A 25,303-nucleotide genomic window follows, 5' to 3' on the forward strand; every position below is an offset into this window, starting at 1 on the left:
ATTTCTTTTGTTAACTAAAATTGAATTCTGGCATATTATAACGTATCACTAGCAGAATTGTAGAAAATAATAAAATGAGTATTGAACAAATTAAAAAAGACGCGTTAAGCCAAAAGCAACATTTGTCAGCAATTGTTGCCGATGCTATTAACCAGGCAAAAGCTCGAGTTGATGCGGTTGAGGTATCGATTAATCAATCAACAGGGATTAGTGTTAGTACACGAGATAGTGAGGCTGAGAATGTTGAGTTTAATAGTGATGGTGCGTTAGGTATTACTGTTTATCAAAATCAGCGTAAGGGTAGTGCGTCAACCAGTGATTTGTCGCCACAGGCAATCAGCCAAACTGTGGATATGGCTATTAATATTATGCAATATACGTCAGCAGATCCTTCTTCTGGTCTTGGCGATCCCGATTTAATGGCTTTTGATGCGCCAGATTTAGATCTGTTTTATCCAAGTGATTTGAATGTTGATAATGCAATTGAACAGGCAAAACAGGCTGAACTAAGTGCGTTGGCAAGGTCTTCTTTAATAAGCTGTGACGGTGGTTATTTTAATAGTCGTTATGGTGTTTATGTTTATGGTAATAGTTTAGGGATGTTACAAGGTTACTGTGCAAGTTCGCATTCACTTTCTTGCTCTGTTATTGCTGAACAAAATGGGCAAATGGAGCGTAATTATGAATATACGTCATCCCGTGTTGCTAACCAATTAAAATCACCTGATTGGGTTGGTAATCATGCTGCTGAAAAGGCGGTTGCTCATTTAGGTGCTAAACAAATAAAGACTATGCAAGTTCCAGTTCTTTTTTGTGCAGAAGTTGCTGTTGGGTTGATTCGCCATTTAGTTGGAGCCATTAGTGGTGGTGCTATTTACCGAAAATCCTCTTTTTTATTAGATAGTGTGGGTAATGCGATTTTTCCTGATTGGCTGACAATTTTAGAAGATCCTTATATTTTAAAAGGAGTTGGGTCATCACCTTTTGATAGTGAAGGAACCAAAACAGTTAAGCGCAATATTATTGAAGACGGTATTTTACAAACTTATTTGTTAAGTAACTATTCAGCCAGAAAATTAGGGCTAAAATCAACAGGACATGCTGGTGGTATACATAATTGGTTAGTTTCACCAAGTCAAACTGATGCTGATTTTGATGCAATGCTAAGAAAATTAGATAAAGGTGTTGTTATTACGTCATTAATGGGACAAGGAGTTAATAATGTTACGGGTGATTATTCGCGTGGCGCCTCTGGTTTTTGGGTGGAAAATGGTAAAATACAGTATCCAATCAATGAAATTACCGTTGCGGGTAACCTTAAGGATATTTACCAAAATATTGTGGCAATAGGCAGTGATATTGAGACAAGAAGTAATATTCAAACAGGATCAATATTAGTAGAAAATATGAGTGTAGCAGGGAAATAATCAAACATGGGAAAGTTTACCAGTAGCGCATTATTCCAAAAAATTATTTTTTGGATGCCAGGCCTGATGAGTTTATTGCGATATAAGCGCGAATATCTTAGTTTTGATATTAAAGCGGGATTATCAGTGGCAGCAGTCTCTTTGCCTGTTTCTATCGCTTATGCAGAGCTTACAGGCGTCGGTGCGATTGCGGGATTATATTCAACTATCTTGCCGCTTATTGTCTATGCGCTTTTTGGTTCATCCAGGCAATTGATTGTCGGTCCCGATACAGCTACCTGTGCTGTGGTTGCTGCTGTGGTATTTCCTTTAGCAGCTAATGATCCTGTTTTACGTTGGCAATTGGTGGTGCTGTTGACCATTATGATCGGTATTTGGTGCTTGATTGCCGGTAAACTCCATTTAGGTGCTTTGGCGGATTTATTAAGTCAGCCAATTTTGATTGGCCTACTTAATGGGATTTCAATTACTATTATGGTCGATCAGTTAGCTAAGATGTTTGGCTTTAAGTATGATTATTCTTATTTGATTGAACGCATTGCTTATCTACCTTTTAAAATATCTGAAATTCATGTGTTAACGGCATTTATATCTTTTTTTACACTTGCGATTTTGGTTGTATTGAAAAAATTCAAACCACGTTATCCAGCCCCTTTGTTTGCTGTAATTATTATGACGTTTCTCTCTTGGCTGTTTAATTTTGAACATTATAATGTTCGAATCATTGGTGGAGTAACGAGTGATTTTATTCCTGCTGAGTCATGGATTGATTTTGATAAGGGTTTGATGCGTAATTTAGTCGTTCCTTCGCTCAATATCGCCGTTATTTGTTTTGTAAGTATGATGATTACGGTACGAAGCTTTGCCTCTAAAAATAATTATGAGACTAATGCCGATGTTGAATTTAAAGCATTAGGTATGGCTAATATTGTTGCAGGTTTATCGCAAGGATTTGTAGTCAGCGGTACCTCATCACGTACCGCGGTTAATGATGCCAATGGTGGTAAAACGCAATTAGTGTCAATCATTGCGGCTGTTTTGATTGGCTTTGTCGTATTGTTCTTTTTGTCACCACTACAATATATTCCAACTTGTGTCTTGGCGGTGATTTTAATATATTCTTCTTTATCTCTTATCAATTTCCAAACTATTATCCGATTTTTTAAATTCGATCGTGATGCGTTTTATTTAAGCTTAACTACGTTAATTTCGGTGTTAGTTATTGGTATTATTCCCGGTATGGCGTTGGCCGTTTTATTAGGGCTGTTTTTATTTTTACGTCGTGTGTTTAGGCCGAATGATCAATTATTAGGTGTTGATGAAAGTGGACGAATTCATTCAATTGGTTCGGATGTTAGTCCATTAAGTAACACTATGATTTATCGCTTTAATTCTCCATTAACTTATTTCAATATTGCATACTTTAAACGTAGGATTATTAATTATATAGATGAATCTCCTGAGACAATTAATTATGTGATTGTTGATGCTATTCCTTGCTTTACCTATAAAGATGTTAGTGTTTTGACCGGTATTGACGAGTTGGTTGAATCGTTGAAGGTTAGAAATGTGGTACTGATTTTATCTGGCCGACGTAAAACATTGAAGAATTGGTTTAAGCAGATGAATATTAAATTCGATACTGATTATATTGAGTTTGCTTATGATCTTTATTTTGCTGTTAGGTCAGTTCAGAGTAAAGAACATATGGAAAGCAAAAACGACGAGGATATAAATAATTAAATTTTTAATCATTTTTTAATTAGCTAGGGATAATTATGTATCAGATAAAAGATCCACTCAAAATTGAGATGCTTAGTACTGGTGATGAGGTTTTATATGGTCAAATTGTTGATACTAATGCAGCTTGGTTATCTGATTTTTTATTTGAAGAAGGCATTTCTATCACTTCGCGCCATACAGTAGGGGATGATTTGTTGACATTGGCTTATACTCTGCAAGAGCGTAGCTTGCACAATGATATTTTAATTGTGAACGGAGGGTTAGGGCCAACAAGTGATGATCTAAGTGCACAAGCAGCTGCACAGGCTAATAATGAGTCTTTGGTTTTACACGATGAGTGGCTTAAAGTGCTTGAACGCTACTTCCTGAATCGCGGTAGAAAAATGCCATCAAGCAATATCAAACAAGCAATGTTACCTCAAAGTGCAACGTTAATTGATAATCCAATCGGAACGGCATGTGGCTTTAAGATGGTGATAAATAATTGTCTATTATTCTTTACGCCAGGCGTTCCTTCTGAATTTAAAGAAATGATTAGAACTTCAATTTTGCCTGACATTAAGATGATCTATCCTATAACCGAACGTAAACTCTGTTATCGATTAACCACCATGGGGCGAACAGAAAGTGATTTAGGAATGGAGATCGAGACTTCATTAGATATTCCTGACTTTATTACAGTTGGTTATCGTGCAGCAATGCCTATTATTGAATTGAAATTAACTGGGCCAGAAAGTAAAAAAAGTGAAATGGATAGCGCATGGCACAAAATAAAGTCTATTGTTGCAGATAATTTACTTTGTGAAGGTGTTAATCATGGTGTATCAGGTTTAGCTCAGGTTGTATCAAGGTTGTTAAATGAAACGAATCAATCTATTGTGGTCATTGAACAACAATCAGCTGGAGTAATTGGTTATCACCTATTAGAAGCCAATGCCCCTGTGGTGAAATCAGAAGTGGTACCTTTTGTGATGGAAGAACCACTTAATTACTTTTCACAAGTATTGCAAAATCAAAAAGCTGATATTGCGCTAGGGGTAGTCAATTTTCAAGAAAAGAATACTGAATTTACTTTAGTTATTGTCACTAAAAATCAAGAATTGCATTTCAAATTGAAGTATACTGGTAGAGTTCAAAATAATAAGATTCAACAACAAATTTTATCTGCGATTGCTTTAGATGGTTTGCGTCGTTATCTTTTAAATCTGCCTATCATTGGACCTAACGTCTGGTTAGAGTTAATGGTTTAGTTTTATCGTATAGTTTTAACAAATAGTTTTATAATATTGCTTTCGCTTTTAGAACGATTTAACAGGGGTTTTTCATTTGTTAGTAATATTAGTTATGGACAATTCCCTACAAAATTAAGTAGAATAGCGGATCTTTCAATTGAAGCATATAAGTTAATATATTAGAGGTAAAAATGGCTCGTGTAACTGTCCAAGATGCAGTAGAAAAAATTGGTAATCGCTTTGATCTCGTTTTAGTTGCAGCAAGACGTGCTCGTCAATTACAAGTTGAAAACAAAACGCCACTAATTCCAGAAGAAAACGATAAAGAAACTGTAGTTGCTTTACGCGAAATTGAAGATGGGCTTGTAAATAAACAAATTCTTGATACTGCTGAATTCCAAGCTCGTCAAGATGAAGAATCAGAAGTGCGTAATGCTCTTCATGAAACGGTACTTTTAGAAAATACGCCCTCATACGAATAAACATTGCTGAGAATTGTCCATGCAATATTTTGAAAGCTTAAAAGAGGTTGTTGCATTTTATCTTCCAGCTAAACAAGTTGAATTAATTCAAGATGCCTACTTTTTTGCGAAACAAGCGCATGAAGGACAATTCCGTTGTAGTGGTGAACCCTATATTACTCATCCGGTTGCTGTAGCAACCATTTTAGCCGATATGCGGCTGGATTATGAGACCATCATCGCTGCACTTTTGCATGACACCATCGAAGATACCCAAGTCACCTTTCAAGATATAACACAAAAATTTGGCAAACATGTAGCAGTGTTAGTTGAAGGTGTCTCGAAACTTGATAAGTTAAAATTTAGAAATCGACAAGAAGCACAAGCTGAAAATTTTCGCAAAATGGTTTTAGCCATGACCGAAGATGTCCGAGTGATTCTAATTAAGTTAGCTGATAGAACGCATAATATGCGTACTCTTGGGGCATTAAGACCGGATAAACGTCGACGTATTGCTAAAGAAACATTAGAGATTTATGCGCCTTTGGCTCATCGTTTAGGTATTCATCATATTAAAACTGAACTTGAAATACTTGGTTTTACGGCGATGCATCCTAATCGTGCTAAAGTTCTTGAAAAAGTCGTTAAAATTGCTCGAGGCACCAGAAAAGAGCTTATTCAGCAAATTTTATCAGAAATTAAAGGTCGTTTAGCTGAAGCGAATATCAATGCCCAAGTGGAAGCGCTTGAAAAGAATATTTATGCTATTTATCAAAAGATGCAACTTCGTGAACAGCATTTCCACTCAATTATGGATATTTATGTTTTTCGAATTGTAGTTGATGATGTTGATACTTGTTATCGTGCACTTGGTTTAGTCCATAACTTATATAAACCTCGACTTAATCGTTTTAAAGATTATATTGCTATTCCTAAAGCGAATGGTTATCAATCGTTGCATTCATCATTGATTGGTCCACATGGTACGCCAGTGGAAGTGCAAATTCGAACCGAAGATATGGATCAAATGGCAGAAATGGGTGTTGCTGCACATTGGATTTATAATGAAAATGATGAGTTAAATAACACTACTACTCAGATTAAAGCCCAGCGTTGGATGCAGAGCTTGTTGGAGCTTCAGCAAAGTGTTGGTAATTCATTTGAGTTTATTGAAAATGTTAAATCTGACCTTTTTCCAAAAGAAATTTATGTTTTTACACCCAAAGGTCGAATTGTTCAGTTACCTGAAGGTTCAACAGCAGTTGATTTAGCCTATGCCGTGCATTCTGATATCGGTTTCCAGTGTATTGGTGCTTTAGTTGATCGTAAACCTTACCCGCTTTCTCAACCTTTAAGCAATGGTCAAACTGTTGAAATTATTACGTCTCCAGAAAGTCGTCCTAATGCAAGTTGGCTCAATTTTGTGGTTAGTGCTAAAGCAAGATCTCGCATTCGACAAGCATTGAAAACCTTGAAGCGTGATGATGCTATTTTATTAGGTCGTAAATTGCTTAATTTAGCGCTTATTAAATCGGGTGGAATCGACTCGCTAACTGATAAGCAGAAAGATCGTATTGTTAGCTTGACTAAGTTGACTTCGTTTGAGGATGTATTAGCTGAAATAGGGCTAGGCAATATTATGAGCCATTTTATTGTCAAAGGTCTTGAACATAAAGCGCTTTTATTTAATCAATCTGAAGAAAATAAAACATTAGTTATAACAGGAAGTGAAGGGGTATTAGTTACTTTTTCAAAATGTTGTCATCCTATTCCTAATGATCCTATTGTCGGTCATGTTAGCCCTGAAAAAGGTTTAACTGTGCATCATGAATCTTGTCACAATGTTAGTGGTTATCAGAATAATCCCGATAAATATATTTCGCTTAAATGGGCACCAGATATTGAGCAGTTTTTTGTAGCTGAAATTTGGGTAGATATTATTAATAATCAGGGTTCTTTAGGTCATGTTCTTTCTATCATTAATGATGAGAAAGCACATATTCAATGGTTAAACACGGAAGAAAAAGATAGGCAAATCTATACAATTATTTTGCAAATTGAAGTTAAAAATACTCAACAACTTAATGATTTAATCCGAAAATTATCACTACAACAAGATGTAGTGAGTGTGACACGTAATATTAATTAGTTATTATGGTTGATCGTTTGCTAAACCGAATACCGCTTGCAAAATTAGCTGGTATTGGGCCTAGTTTAGAAAAAAAATTCTTTGCACTTGGTATTAAATCTGTTCAAGATCTCTTATTACATTTTCCTTTACGTTATGAAGATCGTTCGACATCTTCAGCAATTAGTGATGTTGCTATTGGTGAAACGACCACAATTCTAGGTCAAATTATCAAAAGTGAAATAATTACAACTAAACGTAAAATGTTGCTCTGCTATATTCAGGATGATTCTGGTATCGCTATTTTACGTTTTATCAATTTCAACATGGGTATGAAGACAGCCATGGCATCCGGTAAATGGGTGAGGGCTTACGGAGAAATAAAGAGGGGGAGCCATTATCCAGAAATGATTCACCCACAATTTAATATTCAATCAAAAAAAGAGGAGTCGCCTAGTTTTTCTGAACCAAACGAAGAGCGATTTACGCCGGTTTATTCAACTACCTATGGGTTAACTCAGAATGTCATCCGTAAAGCAATACAATCTGCATTAATATTGTTAAAACGAAACCCACCAGCTGAAATCTTACCGGTTTCAATAAGCAATGGTTATTTATCTGTTGTTGAATCATTAGATATTATTCATAATCCCTCATTAACAACGAATGTAGATCAGCTAATTGATGGAGAACATCCAGCAATAAAACGTTTTGTTTTTGAAGAGTTGCTTGCTTATCATTTAAGTATGTTGTTTATTAAGGTTGATAATCAAAAACAACATTCTTATCCAATGCATGTTACTAAGCATTATTCTCAGCCTTTCCTTGCTTCCTTGCCATTTGAACCGACAAATGCGCAAAAAAGAGTCGTACAGGATATTTATCAAGATATGGCTAAGTCAGTGCCAATGATGCGATTAGTTCAGGGAGATGTCGGCTCAGGTAAAACACTAGTGGCAGCTTTAGCCGCTCTAAATGCTATTGAAAATAATAAGCAAGTTGTTTTAATGGCGCCAACCGAAATATTAGCCGAGCAACATTTTCATAATTTTTGTCGATGGTTTGAGCCACTAGGAATAAAAGTTGAGTTGTTAACTGGGCGATTAACCGCAAAAAATAAAAAACAACGATATGATGATATTGAATTAGGCGAAATTTCAATGTTAATTGGTACTCATGCCGTATTTGTTGAGAAAGTTAAGTTTTTCCAATTAGGATTGGTGATTATTGATGAACAACATCGCTTTGGTGTAAACCAGCGATTAAGTCTTTGGGAAAAAGGTATTAAAGATGAGAGTCATCCTCATCAATTAATAATGACTGCAACGCCAATTCCAAGAACCTTAGCGATGACAGTTTATGCAGATTTAGATGTATCAATTATAGATGAATTACCTCCAGGACGAACGCCAATATCGACGATAGTGATACCTAATTCTCGTCGTGATGAAATTATTGAACGTGTCAATCAAGCTTGTATTGATAATCGCCAAGTCTATTGGGTTTGTACTTTAGTTGAAGAATCTGAAACGCTTGATGCTCAAGCTGCAGAAATGTTAGTTGCAGAATTACAAGAACGCTTACCGCATCTTATTATTGCTTTAGTGCATGGCAAAATGAAATCAGATCAAAAACAATCTGTCATGCAGGATTTTAAAGACGGTAAAATTCAATTATTAGTTGCCACAACGGTTATTGAAGTCGGTGTTGATGTGCCTAATGCTAGCTTGATGATTATTGAAAATGCTGAACGTTTAGGCTTAGCACAACTGCACCAATTACGTGGGCGAGTAGGTAGAGGTACTGCAATATCTCATTGTGTTCTTATGTATCAAGCACCTTTAAGTAAAATAGCTCAAGCACGTATGAAGGTGATGCGAGAAAGTAATGACGGTTTTGTTATTGCCCAAAAAGATTTAGAGATTCGTGGTAGTGGCGAAATTCTAGGTACAAGGCAAATAGGGGTAGCTAACTTTAAAGTAGTTGATTTAATCCGTGATCAACATCTAATTAATGAAGTGCAAAAAGCCTCTTATTATTTACAAAAGAATTATCCCGAAAGTGCGCATCAGCTAATTGAATGTTGGTTACCTGATCGAGAAAAGTACATTAATGCTTAAATTATGATAGTAGTTGAGAACTACAATAGCTTTTTTTTATATAATATTCAATAAAAGCAGATGGTTATTCATAAAAAAGGACTTATAGCGATATCTATAAGTCCATAAATATTAGTGTTAATTTTATTTATAAGAATGAACGGTATGGTAATTCCGGCTCATCGGTAAAGATATCTCTGAATCCTCGATAGTGCTGATAATGCATTTTATTTTTATCAGTAGGATATGTATATTTACCACCAACTTGCCAGAAAAATGGTCTAAATTGATATTCTAGACGGTCTTTTTTCATATCCCATAATACTTCTATTTCACGAGGATCACTTTGGAAATTAGACCAAATATCATGGTGGAATGGAATGACCACTTTAGTGTTGAGAGATTCTGCTGCGCGTAAAATATCTGACGAAGTCATTTTATCGGTTACACCACGTGGATTTTCGCCATAAGATAAAAGAGCAACATCAATTTTATAATCATTACCATGTTTTGCATAATAGTTTGAATAGTGAGAATCCCCTGAATGGTAGAGTGAACCACCGGTTGTTTCGAATAAATAATTGACTGCACGATCATTCATCCCATCTAAAATGGATTTATCTGTTGATGAAACACCTTTAGGTAAAGTTACAAGTGATGTTCTATCAAATGAATCTAAAATATGAATCGTAATATCACCAACATGTAAGGTTTCACCTACTTTGGCAACAATACAGCGTTCTTCCGGTACACCCCAACTTTTCCACAATTCGACACAAGCTTTAGGACCAATAAATTTTACTTCTGGTGAGCAATTTTGAATAACTGCAGCTGCAACATTGACATCAATATGGTCCGCATGATCATGTGTTGCCATGACGGCATCAATTTGTTTAATAGCAAATGGATCTAAAACAAATGGGCTGGTTCTTAAATTAGGTTGTAATTCACGTACACCTCCCATGCGCATCATCTGGTGTTGTTTGTTCATTAAAGGATTGGCGTGGGTTTTTTTACCTGTACCACACCAGAAATCGACAGAAATATTGGTGTTACCAGCTGATTTCAACCAAATTCCCGTACAAGCAAGCCACCACATGGTAAACGTATTAGGTTTAACTTCCGTATTTTCTATCTCTTCATTAAGCCAAGTTCCCCACTCAGGAAAAGTGTTTAAAATCCAAGAGTCACGGGTAATTTCATTCACTTTACTCATACTATGTTCCTTTTCTTCATTTAATAGTTAGACTAATATTACTTCTACGCCTTGCTCTTTTATGCAATCGATTACTTCTTTATTCGCTTGCCTACCTGTAATTAAAATATCGATTTTATTTACAGGACAAAAAAGCATGCCGGAGTTGGCTTTAGTATCGATTTTGGAGCTATCTACCACCACAACTAATTTTTCAGCTTTTTCTAAAATTTGTTGTTCTGCAACTGCACCTAAGATCTCATTTTTATAAAGACCAGTTGGTGTTAATGTTTTGCCACTAGTAAACATCCATTTTGCAGCATAAGAATCAGTAAAGCTGGCAATAGGGTTGAGTATGATATTTTGTGTTTTGTTATATAACCCTCCCATAATGATGACATTTTCATGATCGTGTTCAATTAAATAACAGGCTAATGGAAAGTAATTGGTGATAATTGAGACATTTTTACCACACAATTCACGTCCTAATAAAAATGCTGTTGAACCGCAATTAATCACAACGTTTTCATCACTTTCGCATAGTTTAGCTGCACGTATCGCGATGCGCGCTTTTTCATGATAGTGATCGGTGTTATTGATATCTATTGGTGCCCAAATAGGTTTTTGTTCTTCTAACCGCAAAATACCATTACGTACTTTTCGCACTCGACCATCTAAAGCAAGTTTAGTTATATCTCTTCTAGCTGTAGCCGGAGAAATGGAGAAAATTTCAATTAATTCGGTGACTTTTAACTCACCTTTTTCATTGACTAAAGCAACAATTTCGTTGTGTCGCACAATTTCATTCATTGATAACCTCTTATAATATCATGAGCTAATTTGATTATTTGTGATAATAATTATCATTGGATTTATTGTCAATCACTGATCATGTCTCATTAAAGATGAAATAATTTAATGCATTGATTAATATAGCTATAATTTGATTTGCATGGTGTTTTTTTTAGCGATAATGTGATATCCATCACAGTTTTACAGTTGATTGTTATAGAAAAGTGATCTATGTCAAAATAATCACAAATAATCATTGAATGATTAATTGTGATTATGGAAGATGAATATCAGTTAATGAATCACGATTGATTAACTGAGTTAAGTTTTAAGAAAAAAACTAACCTCACACTAAACAACCATATAAGTGGCACCTGGATAGCGTTAATTATCCTGCATTGAAAAGTTAATAAGGATTTGTAATGCAAACAGTGTCCAATAACCAATGAGAGGGGCATATGGAAGTAATCTATAACATTTTCTACATTTTTTATAGTCAAGTCATGACGAAAGCACCTTTGTTACTAGGCTTGGTGACAATGCTTGGTTATTGTCTTTTACGCAAAGACATAACCACAATTTTAAAAGGAACAATTAAAACCATTGTTGGGTTTATGTTGTTACAAGTGGGTTCAAATGTGTTGGTTTCGACCTTTAAGCCTGTTATTGCCAAATTAGCTGAATATCATGGTATTAAAGGATCTATCATTGACACTTATGCATCAATGGTTGCTGTTGAAAACGGTATGGGTGATCAATATTCGTGGGTAGGATATGCGGTTTTATTAGCACTAGCAATTAATATTGTTTTAGTCATTTTTCGCCGTATTACCGGTATTCGTACCATAATGTTAACAGGCCATATCATGTTCCAACAAGTAGGGTTGATTACTTTATTCTATTTCCTTTTCGGTTATGGCATGTGGGAAACAATTATCTATTCAGCAATCATCACGGCGTTATATTGGGGAATATTTTCCAATATGATGTTTAAGCCTACCGAAGCGGTGACTGGTGGTGCTGGTTTTTCAATAGGGCATCAGCAACAGCTTGGTTCTTGGATTGCTGTTAAATTGGCACCAAAATTAGGCGATAAAGCCAATTCTGTTGATAATCTTAAATTACCTAAATGGTTACATATCTTTCATGACAGTATCGCTGCTACAGCAATTGTTATGACATTCTTTTTTGGCATTATTTTGCTCTCTTTTGGTTTGGATAATTTGCAAACTATGGCTGGCTCTACTCATTGGACTATTTATATTCTTGAAACAGGATTGAAATTTGCTGTTGCCATACAAGTTATCGTTGGTGGGGTAAGAATGTTTGTAGCTGAATTATCTGAGGCATTTAAAGGTATTTCGGAAAAATTGATCCCTAATGCAGTATTAGCAATAGATTGTGCTGCGATTTATGCATTCTCACCTAATGCTATGGTATTTGGTTTTATTTGGGGTGCATTAGGACAATTTTTAGCGATTGCTTTATTACTTATTTTCAAATCACCCATTATGATTATTCCTGGTTTTATTCCAATGTTCTTCTCTAATGCGACAATTGGTGTTTTTGCAAACCATTTTGGTGGTTGGAAAGCGGTGATGAAACTCTGTTTTGTTATGGGCATGATTGAAGTATTTGGTTCAGCTTGGGTAATTCACATTTTTGCTCAAAATGGTACTCCTATTGACGCTTGGATGGGTATGGCTGATTGGGCAATTTTATTCCCACCAATTTTACAAGGCTTATCATTCTCTCATTTATTCATCTATTTATTAATTGCATTAGCTTTAGTTTATATGTTTTTTGCTGCAAAACAGCTTAAACAAGAAGAAGCAATGCAAAAAGATCATCCAGAATTTAACGATAATCAACAAGATGTTAATGAAGCTGTGGTAGATAAAATGGATGAAGTAGCCGTGGCTGAAGGTCGTCCGATACGTATCCTTGCGGTATGTGGAAGTGGGCAAGGTTCTTCAATGATGATGAAAATGAAAATAGCTAATTATCTAGATAAGAAAGGTATTGCAAATGTGATGGATTCATGCGCGGTAACTGATTACAAATCGCGTTTACCCAATGTTGACATTATAGTTGCTTCAAAACACTTGATTCACGAAATCGAAGTTAATGAAGGACAACATGCTTTAGGTGTACAAAATATGCTTAATCCAAACACATTCGGTGATGAGCTTATTGAGATTATTAAAAAAGTACTTGCTCAATAATCGATTAAATATAAAGAGAAGAAAGGAGTACAACGATGGCTTTGAAAGAATCATTAATTGAAAATAATTCAATATTATTAAAAGCAAATGCTGCTAATTGGCAAGAAGCTGTCAAATTAGGTACCGATATGTTAGTCGCTTCAAATGCAATTAAACCTTCTTATTATGACGCAATTATTCACTGCGTTAAAACAATGGGGCCTTATATTATTATTGCACCTAATTTTGCCATGCCTCATGCCAGACCAGAAGATGGAGTCAATCGTACTGCTTTTGCTTTAGTAACCCTTAATCAACCAGTTTATTTCGATGGCGAAGAAGAACCTGTTGATGTGCTTGTTACTTTAGCAGGAAGTACATCAGATCAACACATGGAAGGATTAATGGAGGTTACCCAGGTGTTAGATGATGAAACCAGTGAAACCGGAGTCAATCTTGATAAGTTAAGAGCTTGCAAAAACAAAGAAGATGTTTATGCGGTCATCGATAAGGCATTAAATGGAGGCTAATTTATGTATCAAGCATTAAAAGAAAGAGTATTAGCAGCTAATTTAACATTGCCTCAATATCATTTGGTGACATTTACATGGGGCAATGTGTCCGAGATTGATCGTGATAAAGGTGTTATTGCTATTAAGCCATCAGGTGTCGAGTATGACAAGATGAAAGTTGATGATATTGTAGTGGTTGCACTAAATGGTGACATTATCGAAGGACATCTCAATCCATCAAGTGATACCGCTACTCATCTTGAGCTTTATAAAGCATTTAAAGATATTGGTGGTATTGTTCATACGCATTCTCGTTATGCGACTATTTGGGCACAAGCAGAGCTCGATGTACCTGCCTTAGGAACAACCCATGCTGACTATTTTTATGGTGATGTGCCATGTACGCGTCGATTAACCGATAGCGAAATAGCAAATGATTATGAAAAAAATACCGGACTTGTGATTATTGAAGAGTTTAAACGACGCGGGCTTGATCCTAAAGCGATGCCGGGTGCAGTTATTTCTGGTCATGCTCCATTTTGCTGGGGTAAAAATGCTTTAGATGCTGTGCATAATGCAGTCGTATTGGAAGAAGTCGCAATGATGGCTATTTCTACACGTCAACTTAATCAAACAATAAAAATTCAACAAGCTTTATCGGACAAGCACTATTTTCGTAAACATGGTGCGAATGCTTATTATGGTCAAAAATAGAATGCAAGAGGGCAAATAAAATGACAAAACCTAAACTACAAATCGCATTAGATCAAACAGAATTACAACCAGCTTTAGAAGTTGCAAAAAATGTTGCTGGTTTTGTGGATATTATCGAAGTGGGAACAATTCTTGCTTTTGGAGCAGGTATTGGTGGCGTTAAAACGTTAAGAGAAAAATACCCTAACCATATCTTGGTTTGTGATTTAAAAACTACCGACGGTGGCGCGATTTTAGCCAAAATGGCTTTTTCAGCAGGTGCTAATTGGTTAACTGTTTCAGCGGCTGCACATATTGCAACTATTGAAGCCTGCAAAAAAGTTGCTGATGAATTTAATGGAGAAATTCAAATAGAGTTATATGGTCATTGGACTCTAGATGATGCCAAAGCTTGGCGAAAGTTAGGTATAAAGCAGGCCATTTATCATCGTTCTCGTGATGCAGAATTAGCTGGATTTGGATGGGGTGAAGAAGACTTAGTTAAAATGCGTCAACTTTCCGACTTAGGCCTTGAGCTCTCTATCACGGGCGGTATTGTACCTGAAGATATTCATCTTTTTGCTGGAATCAAAACGAAAGCCTTTATTGCTGGTCGCGCTCTTGCTAATCAAAATGGTCAACAAACTGCACAAGCTTTAAGAGAGCAGATAGCTAAATATTGGTAATTGGTATATTACAGTTGTCAATTCAACTGCAATGCATATTGTTCCATTTTTATTAGGTTTAGATTATGACAAAAAGAGCAATAAATATCAAAAAAACCACGCCTCGTATTGGTATTTATGAAAAAGCATTACCAAATGATTTAACGTGGCAACAAAAATTTAATGAAGCAAAAACATTAGGATTCGATTTTATTGAATTATCCATTGATGAGTCAGACGAACGTCGAGCAAGGCTGGATTGGTCTGATGATGAAATTTATTCATTACGTCATTTGTCAGAACAAATGGGCATAGCTTTGCACTCTATTTGTTTAAGTGTTCATCGGAAATATCCATTCGGTTCCAATGATGAACATATTCGCGCACAAGCAAAAAACATAATGAACAAGGCAATAGTACTTGCTTATAAATTAGGTGTCAGAGTCATTCAGCTTGCAGGATATGATGTCTATTATGAACCAGCAAGTAATCAAACCCATCAACGCTTTATTGAAGGTATGAAGTGGAGTGCTAAACAAGCAGAAAAAGCAGGTATTATGTTAGCTGTAGAAATAATGGATACTGACTATCTTAATTCACTAAGTAAATTCGAGATTCTGAAAAGGGAAATACCGTCTTCATACTTTATGGCTTATCCGGATGTTGGTAATATTTCTGGTTGGAATTATGATGTGTGCACCGAACTATTATTAAGTCGTGATCATATTGTGCAAATTCATCTTAAAGATACCAAAAAAGTTAAATCTAATTATTCTGGGCAATTTCGAGATTTAGTTATCGGTGAAGGCGAAGTTGATTTTCCGGCCATTTTTAATACATTAAAATTAATGGATTATTGTGCTCCTTTTGTGATTGAAATGTGGGCTAAAGATGATAATTGGAAGCAAAATATTATTACTGCTCAACAAAGCCTAAATGCTATGGCATCCCAAGCAGGATATGCACTATTCTCCTAATTTACATGTAATAAAAATGATATAAAGCTCAATTAATGTCTTATTTGGGCTTTATCTATTCAGTCGAATTAAAAAAATAGTCATCAGAACGCATCAGAATGACATGTTATTTTTAACCTTAAGATCTTATTAAACTCTTTTATAGCAACATATTAATATTAAGAGATTTTTATTTATTCTTTCCACTAATTGGCCTATCGTGTAATATAATGGTCATTATAACAAAATGAAAGAATTGCGAATATTATATGAAATCAATGATCAAATTATTCTCCATATTATTAGCCATCTTGACATTAGTTGGTTGCGGTTTAAAAGGCCCATTATATTATCCTAATGAGCAGTCAAGCACATTTGTTCAATCTAATGATGTGAGTAACATAGCTTAAAGGAATAATTCAATGAAATTTTTACATTATTGTAATGGTCAGTTATTGGCAGATGAAGTCGCTATCTCTGATCTAGCAAAGCAATATGGAACTCCGTTATATGTCTATTCTGCTGCTCATATGACAAAACAATTTCTTGCTTATCAGCAAATTCTTCAAGATAAGAAACATCTAATTTGTTATGCAGTTAAGGCTAACAGTAATTTATCGGTTTTAAATTTGTTGGCAAAACTTGGTGCTGGTTTTGATATTGTCTCGCAGGGTGAATTAGAAAGGGTGCTAAAAGCAGGTGCCGAACCTAGAAAGATAGTTTTTTCTGGTGTCGCAAAATCTATTGAAGAAATCAAACGTGCGCTTGAAGTTGGTATTAAATGTTTCAACGTTGAGTCGGAGGCGGAATTATATCGTATCAACGAAATTGCTCAACAATTAGGTAAAATTGCAACAATTTCATTAAGAATTAATCCTGATGTGGATGCCAAAACCCATCCCTATATCTCAACAGGATTGCGTGAAAATAAATTCGGCATAAGTTATCAATTAGCCCTTGATGTATACCGCAAAGCGGCTAGTTTAAACCATATTAAGATAGTTGGTATTGATTGCCATATTGGTTCTCAATTAACAGAATTATCGCCATTTTTAGATGCTGCTGATAGGATTTTAATATTGGTTGATAAACTCAAAGCAGAAAATATTCACCTTGAACATATTGATTTAGGTGGTGGATTAGGGGTCTGTTATGATAATGAAACACCTATTTCTGCATCTACACTTGTTTCAGAGTTACTCGCGAAATTAACCAATTATGCTGATCTTGAAATTATTTTTGAACCAGGCCGCTCAATTGTGGCTAATGCTGGTTTATTAATTACTAAAGTTGAATACACTAAACATCAAGATGGTAACCATTTTGCTATTGTTGATGCGGGAATGAATGATTTAATTCGACCAGCTCTTTATAAAGCTTGGATGCGAGTTTTGCCAGTCAGAGAACCAAAAAGTTCTGATAAAAAAGAATGTTACAATATCGTTGGACCAATCTGCGAATCTAGCGATGTGTTAGCTTATCAACGAGAGTTGTCCGTTGAACAAAGTGATCTATTGGTTATTTGTAGTGCTGGTGCCTATGGTTTTAGTATGGCGTCAAATTATAATAGTCACCCACGTCCAGCTGAAGTTTTGCTTGAAGGAGGAAAACAATATAAGTTAATTCGAAAACGTGAGACGTTTGATGATTTATGGCGTGGTGAATTAGTATTATAATCTTTTAAGAGTGTGTGATGCGATGGACTCATTCGCTTGGCAAATAAAGCGCTTTATTAATTAAACTTAATTAGAGTAATAGGTAATTAAAAAAAGGTAAGCAAAGATGAACTTTTCTAAAATGCATGGATTAGGTAATGATTTTATGGTTATTGATGCACTAACGCAAAATGTTCATCTTTCGAGCGAATTGATTAAGCGCATGTCAGATCGCTATACCGGTATTGGCTTTGATCAGTTACTTGTTGTTGAACCACCTTATTCGCCAGAAAGCGATTTCCACTATCGCATATTTAATGCAGATGGTTCAGAAGTAGAACAATGTGGTAATGGTGCACGTTGTTTTGCTCGTTTTGTTCGTTTGAAAGGGTTGACGAAAAAACGTGTTTTAAAAGTAAGTACTATGAAAGGTAATATTGTATTGACGGTTAATGATGATGAAACCGTACGTGTTAATATGGGAACCCCTATTTTTGAGCCGAGTAAAATTCCTTTCAAAGCCATTAAAGAAGAAAAAACTTATATTATTCGTGCACAAGAACAAACAGTTCTGTGTGGCGTTGCTTCAATGGGTAATCCGCATTGTGTTATTCAGGTTGATGATATATTAACAGCTCAAGTATCAACGCTTGGTCCACTGTTAGAGCAACATGAACGTTTTCCTGAAAAAGCAAATATTGGTTTTATGCATATTATCGATCGAAATAATATTAATTTGCGCGTATTTGAACGAGGTGTTGGTGAAACACAGGCTTGTGGTACTGGTGCTTGTGCGGCTGTCGCAGTTGGTATTAATCAAGGACTCTTAAATCCACGAGTAAATGTTAATTTACCTGGTGGCAAATTAATTATCGAATGGAAAGGCAATCAGCAACCCCTTTATATGACTGGACCAGCAACACATGTATATGATGGTTATATTTCAATTTAATAACTGATGTAATTTAGGATTTGATACTGAGTACGATAGAAATAAATTATGGTCATAAAAAAAGCACAGACAGTTAAATATAAGCCTCATCGTCGACAAAAAAACTTTGTCAAATTGAATGATGAAATGGTCAGTCAGTATATCATTGATAATCCTGATTTCTTCATTCGTAATGCTGCTCAGATTGAACGAATGCGTGTACCACATCCAGTTCGCGGAATTATTTCGTTACCTGAATGGCACATGGCTAGACAGCGTAATAAAATTAATCAGTTAGAGTCTGAAATTACCATGCTAATGGAGCATGCTAGTGCTAATGAACTGCTTTTTAATCAGTTAATGAAATTGCAATTCGACTTAATTAAAGCAAAAGATATTAATGAATTAATTGTATCTTTAAAAAATTGGGCTAAAGATTTAGGGCTCAATGGTGCTTATTTATATCTTTTCGATGATAAATGGTTACTTAGTGCGCCATCTAGCTATCATCATTTAGCCTTAAATTCATTACAATTTGATTTTATTCGTGTTCGTCATCTACAGTATAGTCAATTTTATTTAGGTCAATTAAACACAACTGAATTAGATTTTTTATTACCGCAGCATGGTTATGTCGGATCAGTTGCATTATCATTATTTGGTCAATTTGGGGACCTCGGTCTTTTGATGTTTACTAGCCCAGATCCACAACATTATCAAGTTGGGCAAGGAACTTTGTTATTAGAGAAAGTTAGTGAGATATTACCTATTTTGATTGAAAAATGGATTATGCGAAGAAAGTAAGGAACGATGATGGCTAAAACTAATCCAAATTATTCCACTTTATTAGCTGAGCCGGTTGAGCATTTCTTAAACTATCTAAAATCAGAAAAACAACTTAGCCTAAACACACAAGTTAATTATCGCCGTCAACTTTATGCCATTATCGATTTAACCAAGGATCTGGATATTGAAAAATGGCAAGCTATTGATTCGTCAGCTGTACGATTATTAATTAGCAGAAGTCGGCAAACCGGTTTACAAGCAAGAAGTCTCTCCTTACGATTGTCTGCACTGCGAAGTTTTTTCGATTGGATGGTGAAGAATGAAATGATTTCCGTCAATCCTGCTCGAGGTGTAGTTAACCCTAAATTAGGCCAGCATCTTCCTAAAAATATCGATATTGATGAGGTTAATCAATTACTAGATATTGAATATAACGATCCATTATCTGTGCGCGATAGAGCTATGCTCGAAGTTATGTATGGTTCTGGATTACGTCTTTCTGAATTAGTTAACATTAATTGTCGAGAGCTAAATTTAAGGGAAGGGGAAGTCCGGGTAATGGGAAAAGGTAATAAAGAACGGAAATTACCTTTAGGGCGAGAATCTGTAAAATGGATTGAATATTGGTTAACCATGCGAAATGAATTAAAACCTCAGGATGATGCACTATTTATTTCTAAATTGGGGAAACGAATTTCTCCTCGTAATGTGGAGAAACGATTTGCTCAATGGGGTATCAAACAAGGATTAAGTTCACATGTTCACCCACATAAACTACGCCATTCATTTGCAACACATATGCTTGAATCGAGTGGTGATTTGCGAGCAGTACAAGAATTACTAGGTCATGCTGATTTATCCACTACACAAGTTTATACTCATCTGGATTTTTCACATTTATCGGAAGTTTATGATTCTGCTCATCCACGAGCTAAAAGAGGGAAAAAGTAATGCATTTTTATCGTTCAATTGACTGCATTAAAGCGATCACTTTCGATCTAGATGATACTCTATATGATAATAGTATGATTGTAGATAAAGCTGAAGAGGAAATGATAAAAAATTTACAGAAATATGAACAGTTTCAAAATTTAACGTTAGATTTATATTTCCAAGAAAAAAGTTTGGTGCTCTCAATCAATCCGGAAGTTTATCATGATGTGATAGTTTGGCGGATAGATACTATAAAATCATTATTGAATAGAACTAGTATACCCGTGTCTCAACATCCTCAGATAATTGATGATGCTGTAGATTGTTTCAATGTTTGGCGGCATAAGATGGTTATTCCTTAATCAACACATACTTTATTAACTAAACTAGCAAAAAAATATCCACTAGCTGTAATTACTAATGGTAATGTCGATGTAAATAAAATCGGATTGGGAGACTATTTCCAATTTTCTTTACGTGGTGGACCGGATGGACGTTCAAAACCATTTCCAGAAATTTTTGATTTGGCTGCAAAAAAATTATCCATACCCAATAAATATATATTACATGTCGGCGACAATTTAGAGACTGATGTTAATGGCGCCATCAATAATGATTATTTATCGTGTTGGATAAATATCTTTGAGCAAGATATTTATCATCTTACTGATGCAAGGTGCTTACCTCATATTGAGATAAGCCGATTGATAGAATTAGATAATCTGTTATAATTATCGCATATGTGTATAAAAAGACAGTACAGTTAGATGTAAATAAGTTTGCATTTACTACCTGTCTTTATTTTTTTAATAGACTCACCAAAAATATTATAAAGAAAATGGCAATTTTAAAAAGATTCAATGTATCAATAATTAATAGTGGTTTATGTAATCGGAATGGATTAACACATAATGAACATTAAGCAATCATTATTAGAAGACCTTAACACAGAACAACAAACTGCAGTAGTTACAGATAATCAATATACTATTGTACTTGCTGGTGCCGGAAGTGGTAAGACTCGTGTACTTGTCCATCGAATTGCTTGGCTCTGTGTTGAGAAGAATTATTCGTCCGGTTCGATTTTTGCGGTTACTTTTACCAATAAAGCTGCTGCTGAAATGCAAGAGCGAATTGAATCGTTAGTTGGTGAAAGATATTTAAATGGAATGTGGGTAGGTACCTTCCACGGTTTGACTCATCGCTTATTACGCATGTTTCCTCAACAAGCTAACCTTCCAGATAATTTTCAGCTTATTGATACAGAAGATCAGATTCGACTTATCAAGCGAATTTTCCGAGAACTTCAAGTAGATGAAAAGCAATGGTCAGCAAAAGAGTGTGCTAATTATATTTCTGCGCAAAAAGAGAAAGGATTTCGCGCTAAAGACTTGGTACCAGAAGATCCAAAACAAGTTATGTGGCAAGTAATCTATCGTGATTATCAAGCAATTTGCGATAAAGTTGGCTATGTTGATTTTTCTGAGTTAATTCTGAGAGCTTATGAATTACTTTGTAGTGATGAGAATGTTTTAGATTATTGCCGTAATCGTTTTTCAAATATTCTCATTGATGAGTTTCAAGATACTAATAGAATTCAATATCGATTTGTACAAAAATTAGCGGGTAGTACAGCCAATATCATGATTGTTGGTGATGATGACCAGTCAATTTATAGTTGGCGTGGAGCTAATGCCGATAATCTTCAATTATTTATCAATGATTACCCCGACACTGAAATTGTTCGCTTAGAGCAAAATTATCGATCCACAGGGTTGATTTTAGATTCTGCAAATAAATTGATTGCTAACAATAAGAATCGGTTAGGTAAAAATTTATGGACCGATAGTGGCGATGGTGAAAAAATCTTGCTTTACAGAGGTTTTAATGATGCCGATGAGGCAAGATTTGTTGTTGGCCAAATAAAAAAATTCCATGAGCAAGGTCAAAATTACTCTAGTTGTGCGATTTTGTATCGTAATAATATTCAATCTCGGATTTTTGAAGATACATTAATGCAAAATGGCATACCTTTCCAAATTTATGGTTCGATTAGATTCTATGAAAGGCAAGAGGTTAAATTGGCTCTTGCTTATTTACGTCTATTACATGACCATAACAATGATATGGCATTTGAAGCAACTATAAATACGCCAACTCGTGGTATAGGCCAAGTTACTTTAGATAAAATTAGACATTTTGCTAAACATAAAGCTATGTCGTTATGGGATGCTTGCTTAACGTTAATTGAAAAGAAGGGACTTTCTGATAGACAACTTACAGACATAAGTCGATTTATCCATTTAATGCAATCGATTCACGCTGAAGTTAATGACTTACCTTTTTATAAACAATTAGAGAAGATTATTACATTATCAGGTGTCTTGCGAATGTATGAACAAGAGCCGGGTATAAAAGGTCAGGCAAGGTTAGAAAACCTTGAAGAACTTGTTTCTGCAGCTGAGCAATTTTACCGTGTCAATCAAAATACTGTGATTGAAGATGCTGAAACAGGTAAACCTTTAACAATTTTAGAATCATTCTTATCGGTTACATCGCTTGAAAGCCGTGATGTGGGTACTAACCAAGATTCTGTCCAATTGATGACGCTACATTCAGCAAAAGGATTAGAATTTGACAATGTCTTTATTGTAGGCTGGGAAGAGAGTATCTTCCCTACACAACGTTCTATTCAAGAAGTCGATAAAATGGAAGAAGAAAGACGTTTAGCTTATGTTGGTATAACGCGAGCAAGAAAAAACTTAACACTTTCATTGGCAGAACAAAGACGACTCTATGGGCGAGAAGAACGAAATTTACCTTCGCGTTTTTTAGATGAGTTGCCAGTTGAAAACTTAAATGAAACTTATTACCAAGGTAGTTTCTCTTCATTTGGAGGGCGATCTGGTTACCAAAATAAAGATGATGAGTTTTATCAAGAACGTAAAAAATCTTATTCTAAAAAGAAAAAGGAAGATGATGGTTATACATTAGGTAGAAAGGTTAAACATAACCGTTTTGGTGAGGGCTCAATTATCAATCTTGATGGTGAAGGTGATCATAGGCGAGTTCAAATCGCTTTCGTTGATGTTGGTATTAAATGGTTAGTAATAAAATTAGCAAATCTGACATTATTATAAATGCCATCTATTTTAATAAAATTGGCGCTAAATATTAATTTACCGCCTTTTTTATGAAAATTATTCAGCTTGTTCTTCTACAGCTTGGGTGAAAATATCTTCAAATGTTTGATCTGATCGATTACAAATCCATTTGTTGTTAATAAAGTCAAAGTGATAGCCTTGTTTTCTTGTTGCTAACCAAACTTGAAATAAAGGTTCTTGTGTATTAATGATAATTTTACTGTTATTTGGAAAGCTGATATTAATAACATTACCATTAGTTTCGTAATCTAAATCGATATCATGCTCATCAACATAATCATCAAGGTATGATTCAATTTGATTGAAAAGTTGATCTGTTAGAGTATGAAATTGAGTGACGTTCATATTGGTGTGATTATATTGAGCAATTAATATAGGAATAGTAGCATAAATAGAGAGACTCCGCCACAGCTAGGTGGCGAAGGTAAATTCAGTGTTACTGATTGAGAGGTAATGAACAAACCATTATTAATAATTTATAATTTTCATCATTTTTTTCGGCTCGCATCCAACGATTTGGAATATTGATATTATTAATTAATTTACCCTCTGCGAAGTTTTTTTCAACTAAATCAAGTTGTCCTTTAGCAATTTCTTTTTTGTCACAATTAGCATAATAGTTAACGACAATAGTGCGATAGGGTGTTTTCACATTATCTATGTTTTGTACTAATGCAGGAGTATAATTGATCACTTCTTTAAAGACACGAATTCGAGGATTGAACGAGTGTAACTTTATCGATTTTTTATCAAGGAATGAGTAACCAACCTTATTATCTTCATCATTTTTTGAAATAGGTGTAAATTGCTCACCGATTTTAGGATTGCTCAACATTTCCTTAACTTCTTTTGCTTGAGTAGCTTTCTCTTCTTCAGTAAGTGGCCGCTTTTCATCTGTTGCATAGCTTATAGTTGCAAAAGAAAAAAGAATTAAGACTAAGCATAATTTTTTCATTTAAATGTTATCTCCCTCTTTTGAGCTCTTGCCTTCACTTGATTCTTGTGTTGCATTATTTTTTTCTTGTTCTTTTTTTAATTTATAAGCTTCGATCTTTTCTTGCTGTTCTTTTTTTATCTGTTCATCAAATGGCTTTATATCTGGACGATCTTTATAAAGAATATCTTTCTTTAAATCGCCCTGAATAGAGCAAAGAACGCGATTATAGTTGTTGTCTATGTTCTCTAAGTATAGAGATTTTTCAATTGTCCCAAGTCTTGGCACTACGCCATCAATTGCATAAAGGTTCTCTTCCCATTCAGGGGATTTAGCATTGCGATCATAAATTTTAGCATTAGCAATATAAACATTTTCATTATAATTTGACCATTTTATATTTTTTAATGCATTGATAATTTCTTCTTGGCTATTATCAAAAATAAAACCCCAATAATAATATTTTCCAGATAAATTTGTTGGAATATATATGTCTTGATATCCCGTAATAGTTAACCCACGATATTTAAGTGGTTTTTTAAAAATAACTTTATTTTTATCTTGTTGATAAATTGATTCTACAGGAATAAATGTCACGTTATCTTTTGTGGTTAAATCAACATACTCGCTAAATGTTTTTTTATTTTCAGCTAGATTTTGGAAAAATTGATTATCACATGCAAGAAAAGTATCGACTATCTTATCTGTTACACTTGCTTTATTGTCTTGAGCAAAAGCCATGCAAGACATGAGCGAAGAACAAGCAATAACAGTAAGTTTTTTGAAAAGCATG

The 25,303-nt window shown here is 34.9% G+C and carries 23 protein-coding genes and 1 pseudogene; 19 read left to right on the forward strand and 5 right to left on the reverse strand.

Going from position 1 to position 25,303, the window contains the following annotated elements:
• Nucleotides 1-74: 74 nt before the first annotated feature.
• The 6 genes from pmbA to recG all read left to right on the forward strand — a co-directional run bounded on the left by pmbA (nt 75) and on the right by recG (nt 9,111).
• Nucleotides 75-1,427: a metalloprotease PmbA gene (pmbA, locus tag J3T98_RS07340; RefSeq protein ID WP_267362508.1), complete on the forward strand. Its 1,353-nt coding sequence runs from the start codon at nt 75-77 to the stop codon at nt 1,425-1,427.
• Nucleotides 1,428-1,433: 6 nt separating this feature from the next.
• The gene (locus J3T98_RS07345; RefSeq protein ID WP_267362509.1) at nt 1,434-3,170 is read left to right on the forward strand and encodes a SulP family inorganic anion transporter; all 1,737 of its coding nucleotides are present in this window, start codon (nt 1,434-1,436) and stop codon (nt 3,168-3,170) included.
• A gap of 35 nt (nt 3,171-3,205) precedes the next feature.
• Nucleotides 3,206-4,420, forward strand: a complete 1,215-nt coding sequence (locus J3T98_RS07350) for a CinA family nicotinamide mononucleotide deamidase-related protein (RefSeq protein WP_267362510.1) — start codon at nt 3,206-3,208, stop codon at nt 4,418-4,420.
• Nucleotides 4,421-4,593: 173 nt separating this feature from the next.
• Nucleotides 4,594-4,884: a DNA-directed RNA polymerase subunit omega gene (gene rpoZ, locus J3T98_RS07355; protein ID WP_065563143.1), complete on the forward strand. Its 291-nt coding sequence runs from the start codon at nt 4,594-4,596 to the stop codon at nt 4,882-4,884.
• Nucleotides 4,885-4,903: 19 nt separating this feature from the next.
• Nucleotides 4,904-7,012: a bifunctional GTP diphosphokinase/guanosine-3',5'-bis pyrophosphate 3'-pyrophosphohydrolase gene (spoT, locus tag J3T98_RS07360; RefSeq protein WP_267362512.1), complete on the forward strand. Its 2,109-nt coding sequence runs from the start codon at nt 4,904-4,906 to the stop codon at nt 7,010-7,012.
• A gap of 5 nt (nt 7,013-7,017) precedes the next feature.
• Entirely contained in the window at nt 7,018-9,111 is a 2,094-nt protein-coding gene (recG, locus tag J3T98_RS07365) for an ATP-dependent DNA helicase RecG (protein ID WP_267362513.1), read from the forward strand.
• 127 nt (nt 9,112-9,238) lie between these two features.
• Here recG and ulaG read toward each other — a convergent pair whose 3' ends face one another.
• On the reverse strand, nt 9,239-10,306 hold the full coding sequence (gene ulaG / locus J3T98_RS07370; RefSeq protein WP_267362515.1) for an L-ascorbate 6-phosphate lactonase: 1,068 nt from the start codon (nt 10,304-10,306) through the stop codon (nt 9,239-9,241).
• A gap of 27 nt (nt 10,307-10,333) precedes the next feature.
• A complete protein-coding gene (gene ulaR / locus J3T98_RS07375; protein WP_267362517.1) occupies nt 10,334-11,095 on the reverse strand; it encodes an HTH-type transcriptional regulator UlaR in 762 nt (253 codons plus the stop codon).
• Nucleotides 11,096-11,535: 440 nt separating this feature from the next.
• Here ulaR and J3T98_RS07380 point away from each other — a divergent pair, with 440 nt between their 5' ends.
• The 13 genes and pseudogenes from J3T98_RS07380 to uvrD all read left to right on the forward strand — a co-directional run bounded on the left by J3T98_RS07380 (nt 11,536) and on the right by uvrD (nt 23,552).
• The gene (locus J3T98_RS07380) at nt 11,536-13,302 is read left to right on the forward strand and encodes a PTS ascorbate-specific subunit IIBC (protein WP_065733832.1); all 1,767 of its coding nucleotides are present in this window, start codon (nt 11,536-11,538) and stop codon (nt 13,300-13,302) included.
• Between the two features lie 35 nt (nt 13,303-13,337).
• Nucleotides 13,338-13,811 (forward strand): PTS sugar transporter subunit IIA, encoded by a 474-nt coding sequence (locus tag J3T98_RS07385; RefSeq protein ID WP_065563137.1) that lies wholly within the window; start codon nt 13,338-13,340, stop codon nt 13,809-13,811.
• 3 nt (nt 13,812-13,814) lie between these two features.
• The gene (locus tag J3T98_RS07390) at nt 13,815-14,507 is read left to right on the forward strand and encodes an L-ribulose-5-phosphate 4-epimerase (RefSeq protein ID WP_065563136.1); all 693 of its coding nucleotides are present in this window, start codon (nt 13,815-13,817) and stop codon (nt 14,505-14,507) included.
• A gap of 20 nt (nt 14,508-14,527) precedes the next feature.
• On the forward strand, nt 14,528-15,172 hold the full coding sequence (locus J3T98_RS07395) for a 3-keto-L-gulonate-6-phosphate decarboxylase UlaD (RefSeq protein ID WP_065563135.1): 645 nt from the start codon (nt 14,528-14,530) through the stop codon (nt 15,170-15,172).
• A 65-nt stretch (nt 15,173-15,237) separates the two neighbouring features.
• Entirely contained in the window at nt 15,238-16,128 is an 891-nt protein-coding gene (locus J3T98_RS07400) for an L-ribulose-5-phosphate 3-epimerase (protein WP_267362518.1), read from the forward strand.
• 257 nt (nt 16,129-16,385) lie between these two features.
• Nucleotides 16,386-16,517 (forward strand): LPS translocon maturation chaperone LptM, encoded by a 132-nt coding sequence (gene lptM, locus J3T98_RS11230; protein WP_370632603.1) that lies wholly within the window; start codon nt 16,386-16,388, stop codon nt 16,515-16,517.
• A 12-nt stretch (nt 16,518-16,529) separates the two neighbouring features.
• A complete protein-coding gene (gene lysA / locus J3T98_RS07405; protein ID WP_065563133.1) occupies nt 16,530-17,783 on the forward strand; it encodes a diaminopimelate decarboxylase in 1,254 nt (417 codons plus the stop codon).
• A 106-nt stretch (nt 17,784-17,889) separates the two neighbouring features.
• The gene (gene dapF / locus J3T98_RS07410) at nt 17,890-18,714 is read left to right on the forward strand and encodes a diaminopimelate epimerase (protein WP_065563132.1); all 825 of its coding nucleotides are present in this window, start codon (nt 17,890-17,892) and stop codon (nt 18,712-18,714) included.
• A gap of 48 nt (nt 18,715-18,762) precedes the next feature.
• Nucleotides 18,763-19,497 carry a DUF484 family protein gene (locus J3T98_RS07415; RefSeq protein WP_065563131.1) on the forward strand — a complete coding sequence of 245 codons (735 nt, stop codon included), beginning with the start codon at nt 18,763-18,765 and terminating at the stop codon, nt 19,495-19,497.
• Between the two features lie 9 nt (nt 19,498-19,506).
• Nucleotides 19,507-20,430 (forward strand): tyrosine recombinase XerC, encoded by a 924-nt coding sequence (xerC, locus tag J3T98_RS07420; protein ID WP_065563130.1) that lies wholly within the window; start codon nt 19,507-19,509, stop codon nt 20,428-20,430.
• Nucleotides 20,430-20,774, forward strand: a complete 345-nt coding sequence (locus tag J3T98_RS07425) for a hypothetical protein (RefSeq protein WP_267362519.1) — start codon at nt 20,430-20,432, stop codon at nt 20,772-20,774. The genes xerC and J3T98_RS07425 overlap by 1 nt, the downstream gene beginning before the upstream one ends.
• A gap of 21 nt (nt 20,775-20,795) precedes the next feature.
• Nucleotides 20,796-21,143, forward strand: a pseudogene (locus tag J3T98_RS07430) (HAD-IA family hydrolase); the annotation flags it as partial.
• A 180-nt stretch (nt 21,144-21,323) separates the two neighbouring features.
• Nucleotides 21,324-23,552 (forward strand): DNA helicase II, encoded by a 2,229-nt coding sequence (uvrD, locus tag J3T98_RS07435; RefSeq protein ID WP_065563128.1) that lies wholly within the window; start codon nt 21,324-21,326, stop codon nt 23,550-23,552.
• 60 nt (nt 23,553-23,612) lie between these two features.
• Here the strand turns inward: uvrD and cyaY are convergent, their stop codons facing one another.
• The 3 genes from cyaY to J3T98_RS07450 form a co-directional block, all read right to left on the reverse strand.
• Nucleotides 23,613-23,921 (reverse strand): iron donor protein CyaY, encoded by a 309-nt coding sequence (gene cyaY, locus J3T98_RS07440; protein WP_065563127.1) that lies wholly within the window; start codon nt 23,919-23,921, stop codon nt 23,613-23,615.
• Between the two features lie 91 nt (nt 23,922-24,012).
• Nucleotides 24,013-24,531, reverse strand: coding sequence for a surface-adhesin E family protein (locus J3T98_RS07445; protein ID WP_267362520.1), 519 nt, complete (start codon nt 24,529-24,531; stop codon nt 24,013-24,015).
• Nucleotides 24,532-25,302: a hypothetical protein gene (locus J3T98_RS07450; RefSeq protein ID WP_065563125.1), complete on the reverse strand. Its 771-nt coding sequence runs from the start codon at nt 25,300-25,302 to the stop codon at nt 24,532-24,534.
• Between the last annotated feature and the right edge of the window lies 1 nt (nt 25,303).

Source organism: Gilliamella sp. B2772 (assembly GCF_026536985.1).
GTDB classification, from domain to species: Bacteria; Pseudomonadota; Gammaproteobacteria; order Enterobacterales; family Orbaceae; genus Gilliamella; species Gilliamella apicola_E.

Bases quoted from the DNA above. Each gene is read 5' to 3' on its own strand.
- ulaR (WP_267362517.1), bottom strand. From the start codon at position 11,095: ATGAATGAAATTGTGCGACACAACGAAATTGTTGCTTTAGTCAATGAA.
- spoT (WP_267362512.1), top strand. From the start codon at position 4,904: ATGCAATATTTTGAAAGCTTAAAAGAGGTTGTTGCATTTTATCTTCCA.
- J3T98_RS07445 (WP_267362520.1), bottom strand. From the start codon at position 24,531: ATGAAAAAATTATGCTTAGTCTTAATTCTTTTTTCTTTTGCAACTATA.
- J3T98_RS07380 (WP_065733832.1), top strand. From the start codon at position 11,536: ATGGAAGTAATCTATAACATTTTCTACATTTTTTATAGTCAAGTCATG.
- dapF (WP_065563132.1), top strand. From the start codon at position 17,890: ATGAACTTTTCTAAAATGCATGGATTAGGTAATGATTTTATGGTTATT.
- recG (WP_267362513.1), top strand. From the start codon at position 7,018: ATGGTTGATCGTTTGCTAAACCGAATACCGCTTGCAAAATTAGCTGGT.
- J3T98_RS07400 (WP_267362518.1), top strand. From the start codon at position 15,238: ATGACAAAAAGAGCAATAAATATCAAAAAAACCACGCCTCGTATTGGT.
- J3T98_RS07350 (WP_267362510.1), top strand. From the start codon at position 3,206: ATGTATCAGATAAAAGATCCACTCAAAATTGAGATGCTTAGTACTGGT.
- rpoZ (WP_065563143.1), top strand. From the start codon at position 4,594: ATGGCTCGTGTAACTGTCCAAGATGCAGTAGAAAAAATTGGTAATCGC.
- uvrD (WP_065563128.1), top strand. From the start codon at position 21,324: ATGAACATTAAGCAATCATTATTAGAAGACCTTAACACAGAACAACAA.
- lysA (WP_065563133.1), top strand. From the start codon at position 16,530: ATGAAATTTTTACATTATTGTAATGGTCAGTTATTGGCAGATGAAGTC.
- J3T98_RS07390 (WP_065563136.1), top strand. From the start codon at position 13,815: ATGTATCAAGCATTAAAAGAAAGAGTATTAGCAGCTAATTTAACATTG.
- J3T98_RS07415 (WP_065563131.1), top strand. From the start codon at position 18,763: ATGGTCATAAAAAAAGCACAGACAGTTAAATATAAGCCTCATCGTCGA.
- cyaY (WP_065563127.1), bottom strand. From the start codon at position 23,921: ATGAACGTCACTCAATTTCATACTCTAACAGATCAACTTTTCAATCAA.
- J3T98_RS07425 (WP_267362519.1), top strand. From the start codon at position 20,430: ATGCATTTTTATCGTTCAATTGACTGCATTAAAGCGATCACTTTCGAT.
- xerC (WP_065563130.1), top strand. From the start codon at position 19,507: ATGGCTAAAACTAATCCAAATTATTCCACTTTATTAGCTGAGCCGGTT.
- ulaG (WP_267362515.1), bottom strand. From the start codon at position 10,306: ATGAGTAAAGTGAATGAAATTACCCGTGACTCTTGGATTTTAAACACT.
- J3T98_RS07345 (WP_267362509.1), top strand. From the start codon at position 1,434: ATGGGAAAGTTTACCAGTAGCGCATTATTCCAAAAAATTATTTTTTGG.
- lptM (WP_370632603.1), top strand. From the start codon at position 16,386: ATGATCAAATTATTCTCCATATTATTAGCCATCTTGACATTAGTTGGT.
- J3T98_RS07450 (WP_065563125.1), bottom strand. From the start codon at position 25,302: ATGCTTTTCAAAAAACTTACTGTTATTGCTTGTTCTTCGCTCATGTCT.
- J3T98_RS07395 (WP_065563135.1), top strand. From the start codon at position 14,528: ATGACAAAACCTAAACTACAAATCGCATTAGATCAAACAGAATTACAA.
- pmbA (WP_267362508.1), top strand. From the start codon at position 75: ATGAGTATTGAACAAATTAAAAAAGACGCGTTAAGCCAAAAGCAACAT.
- J3T98_RS07385 (WP_065563137.1), top strand. From the start codon at position 13,338: ATGGCTTTGAAAGAATCATTAATTGAAAATAATTCAATATTATTAAAA.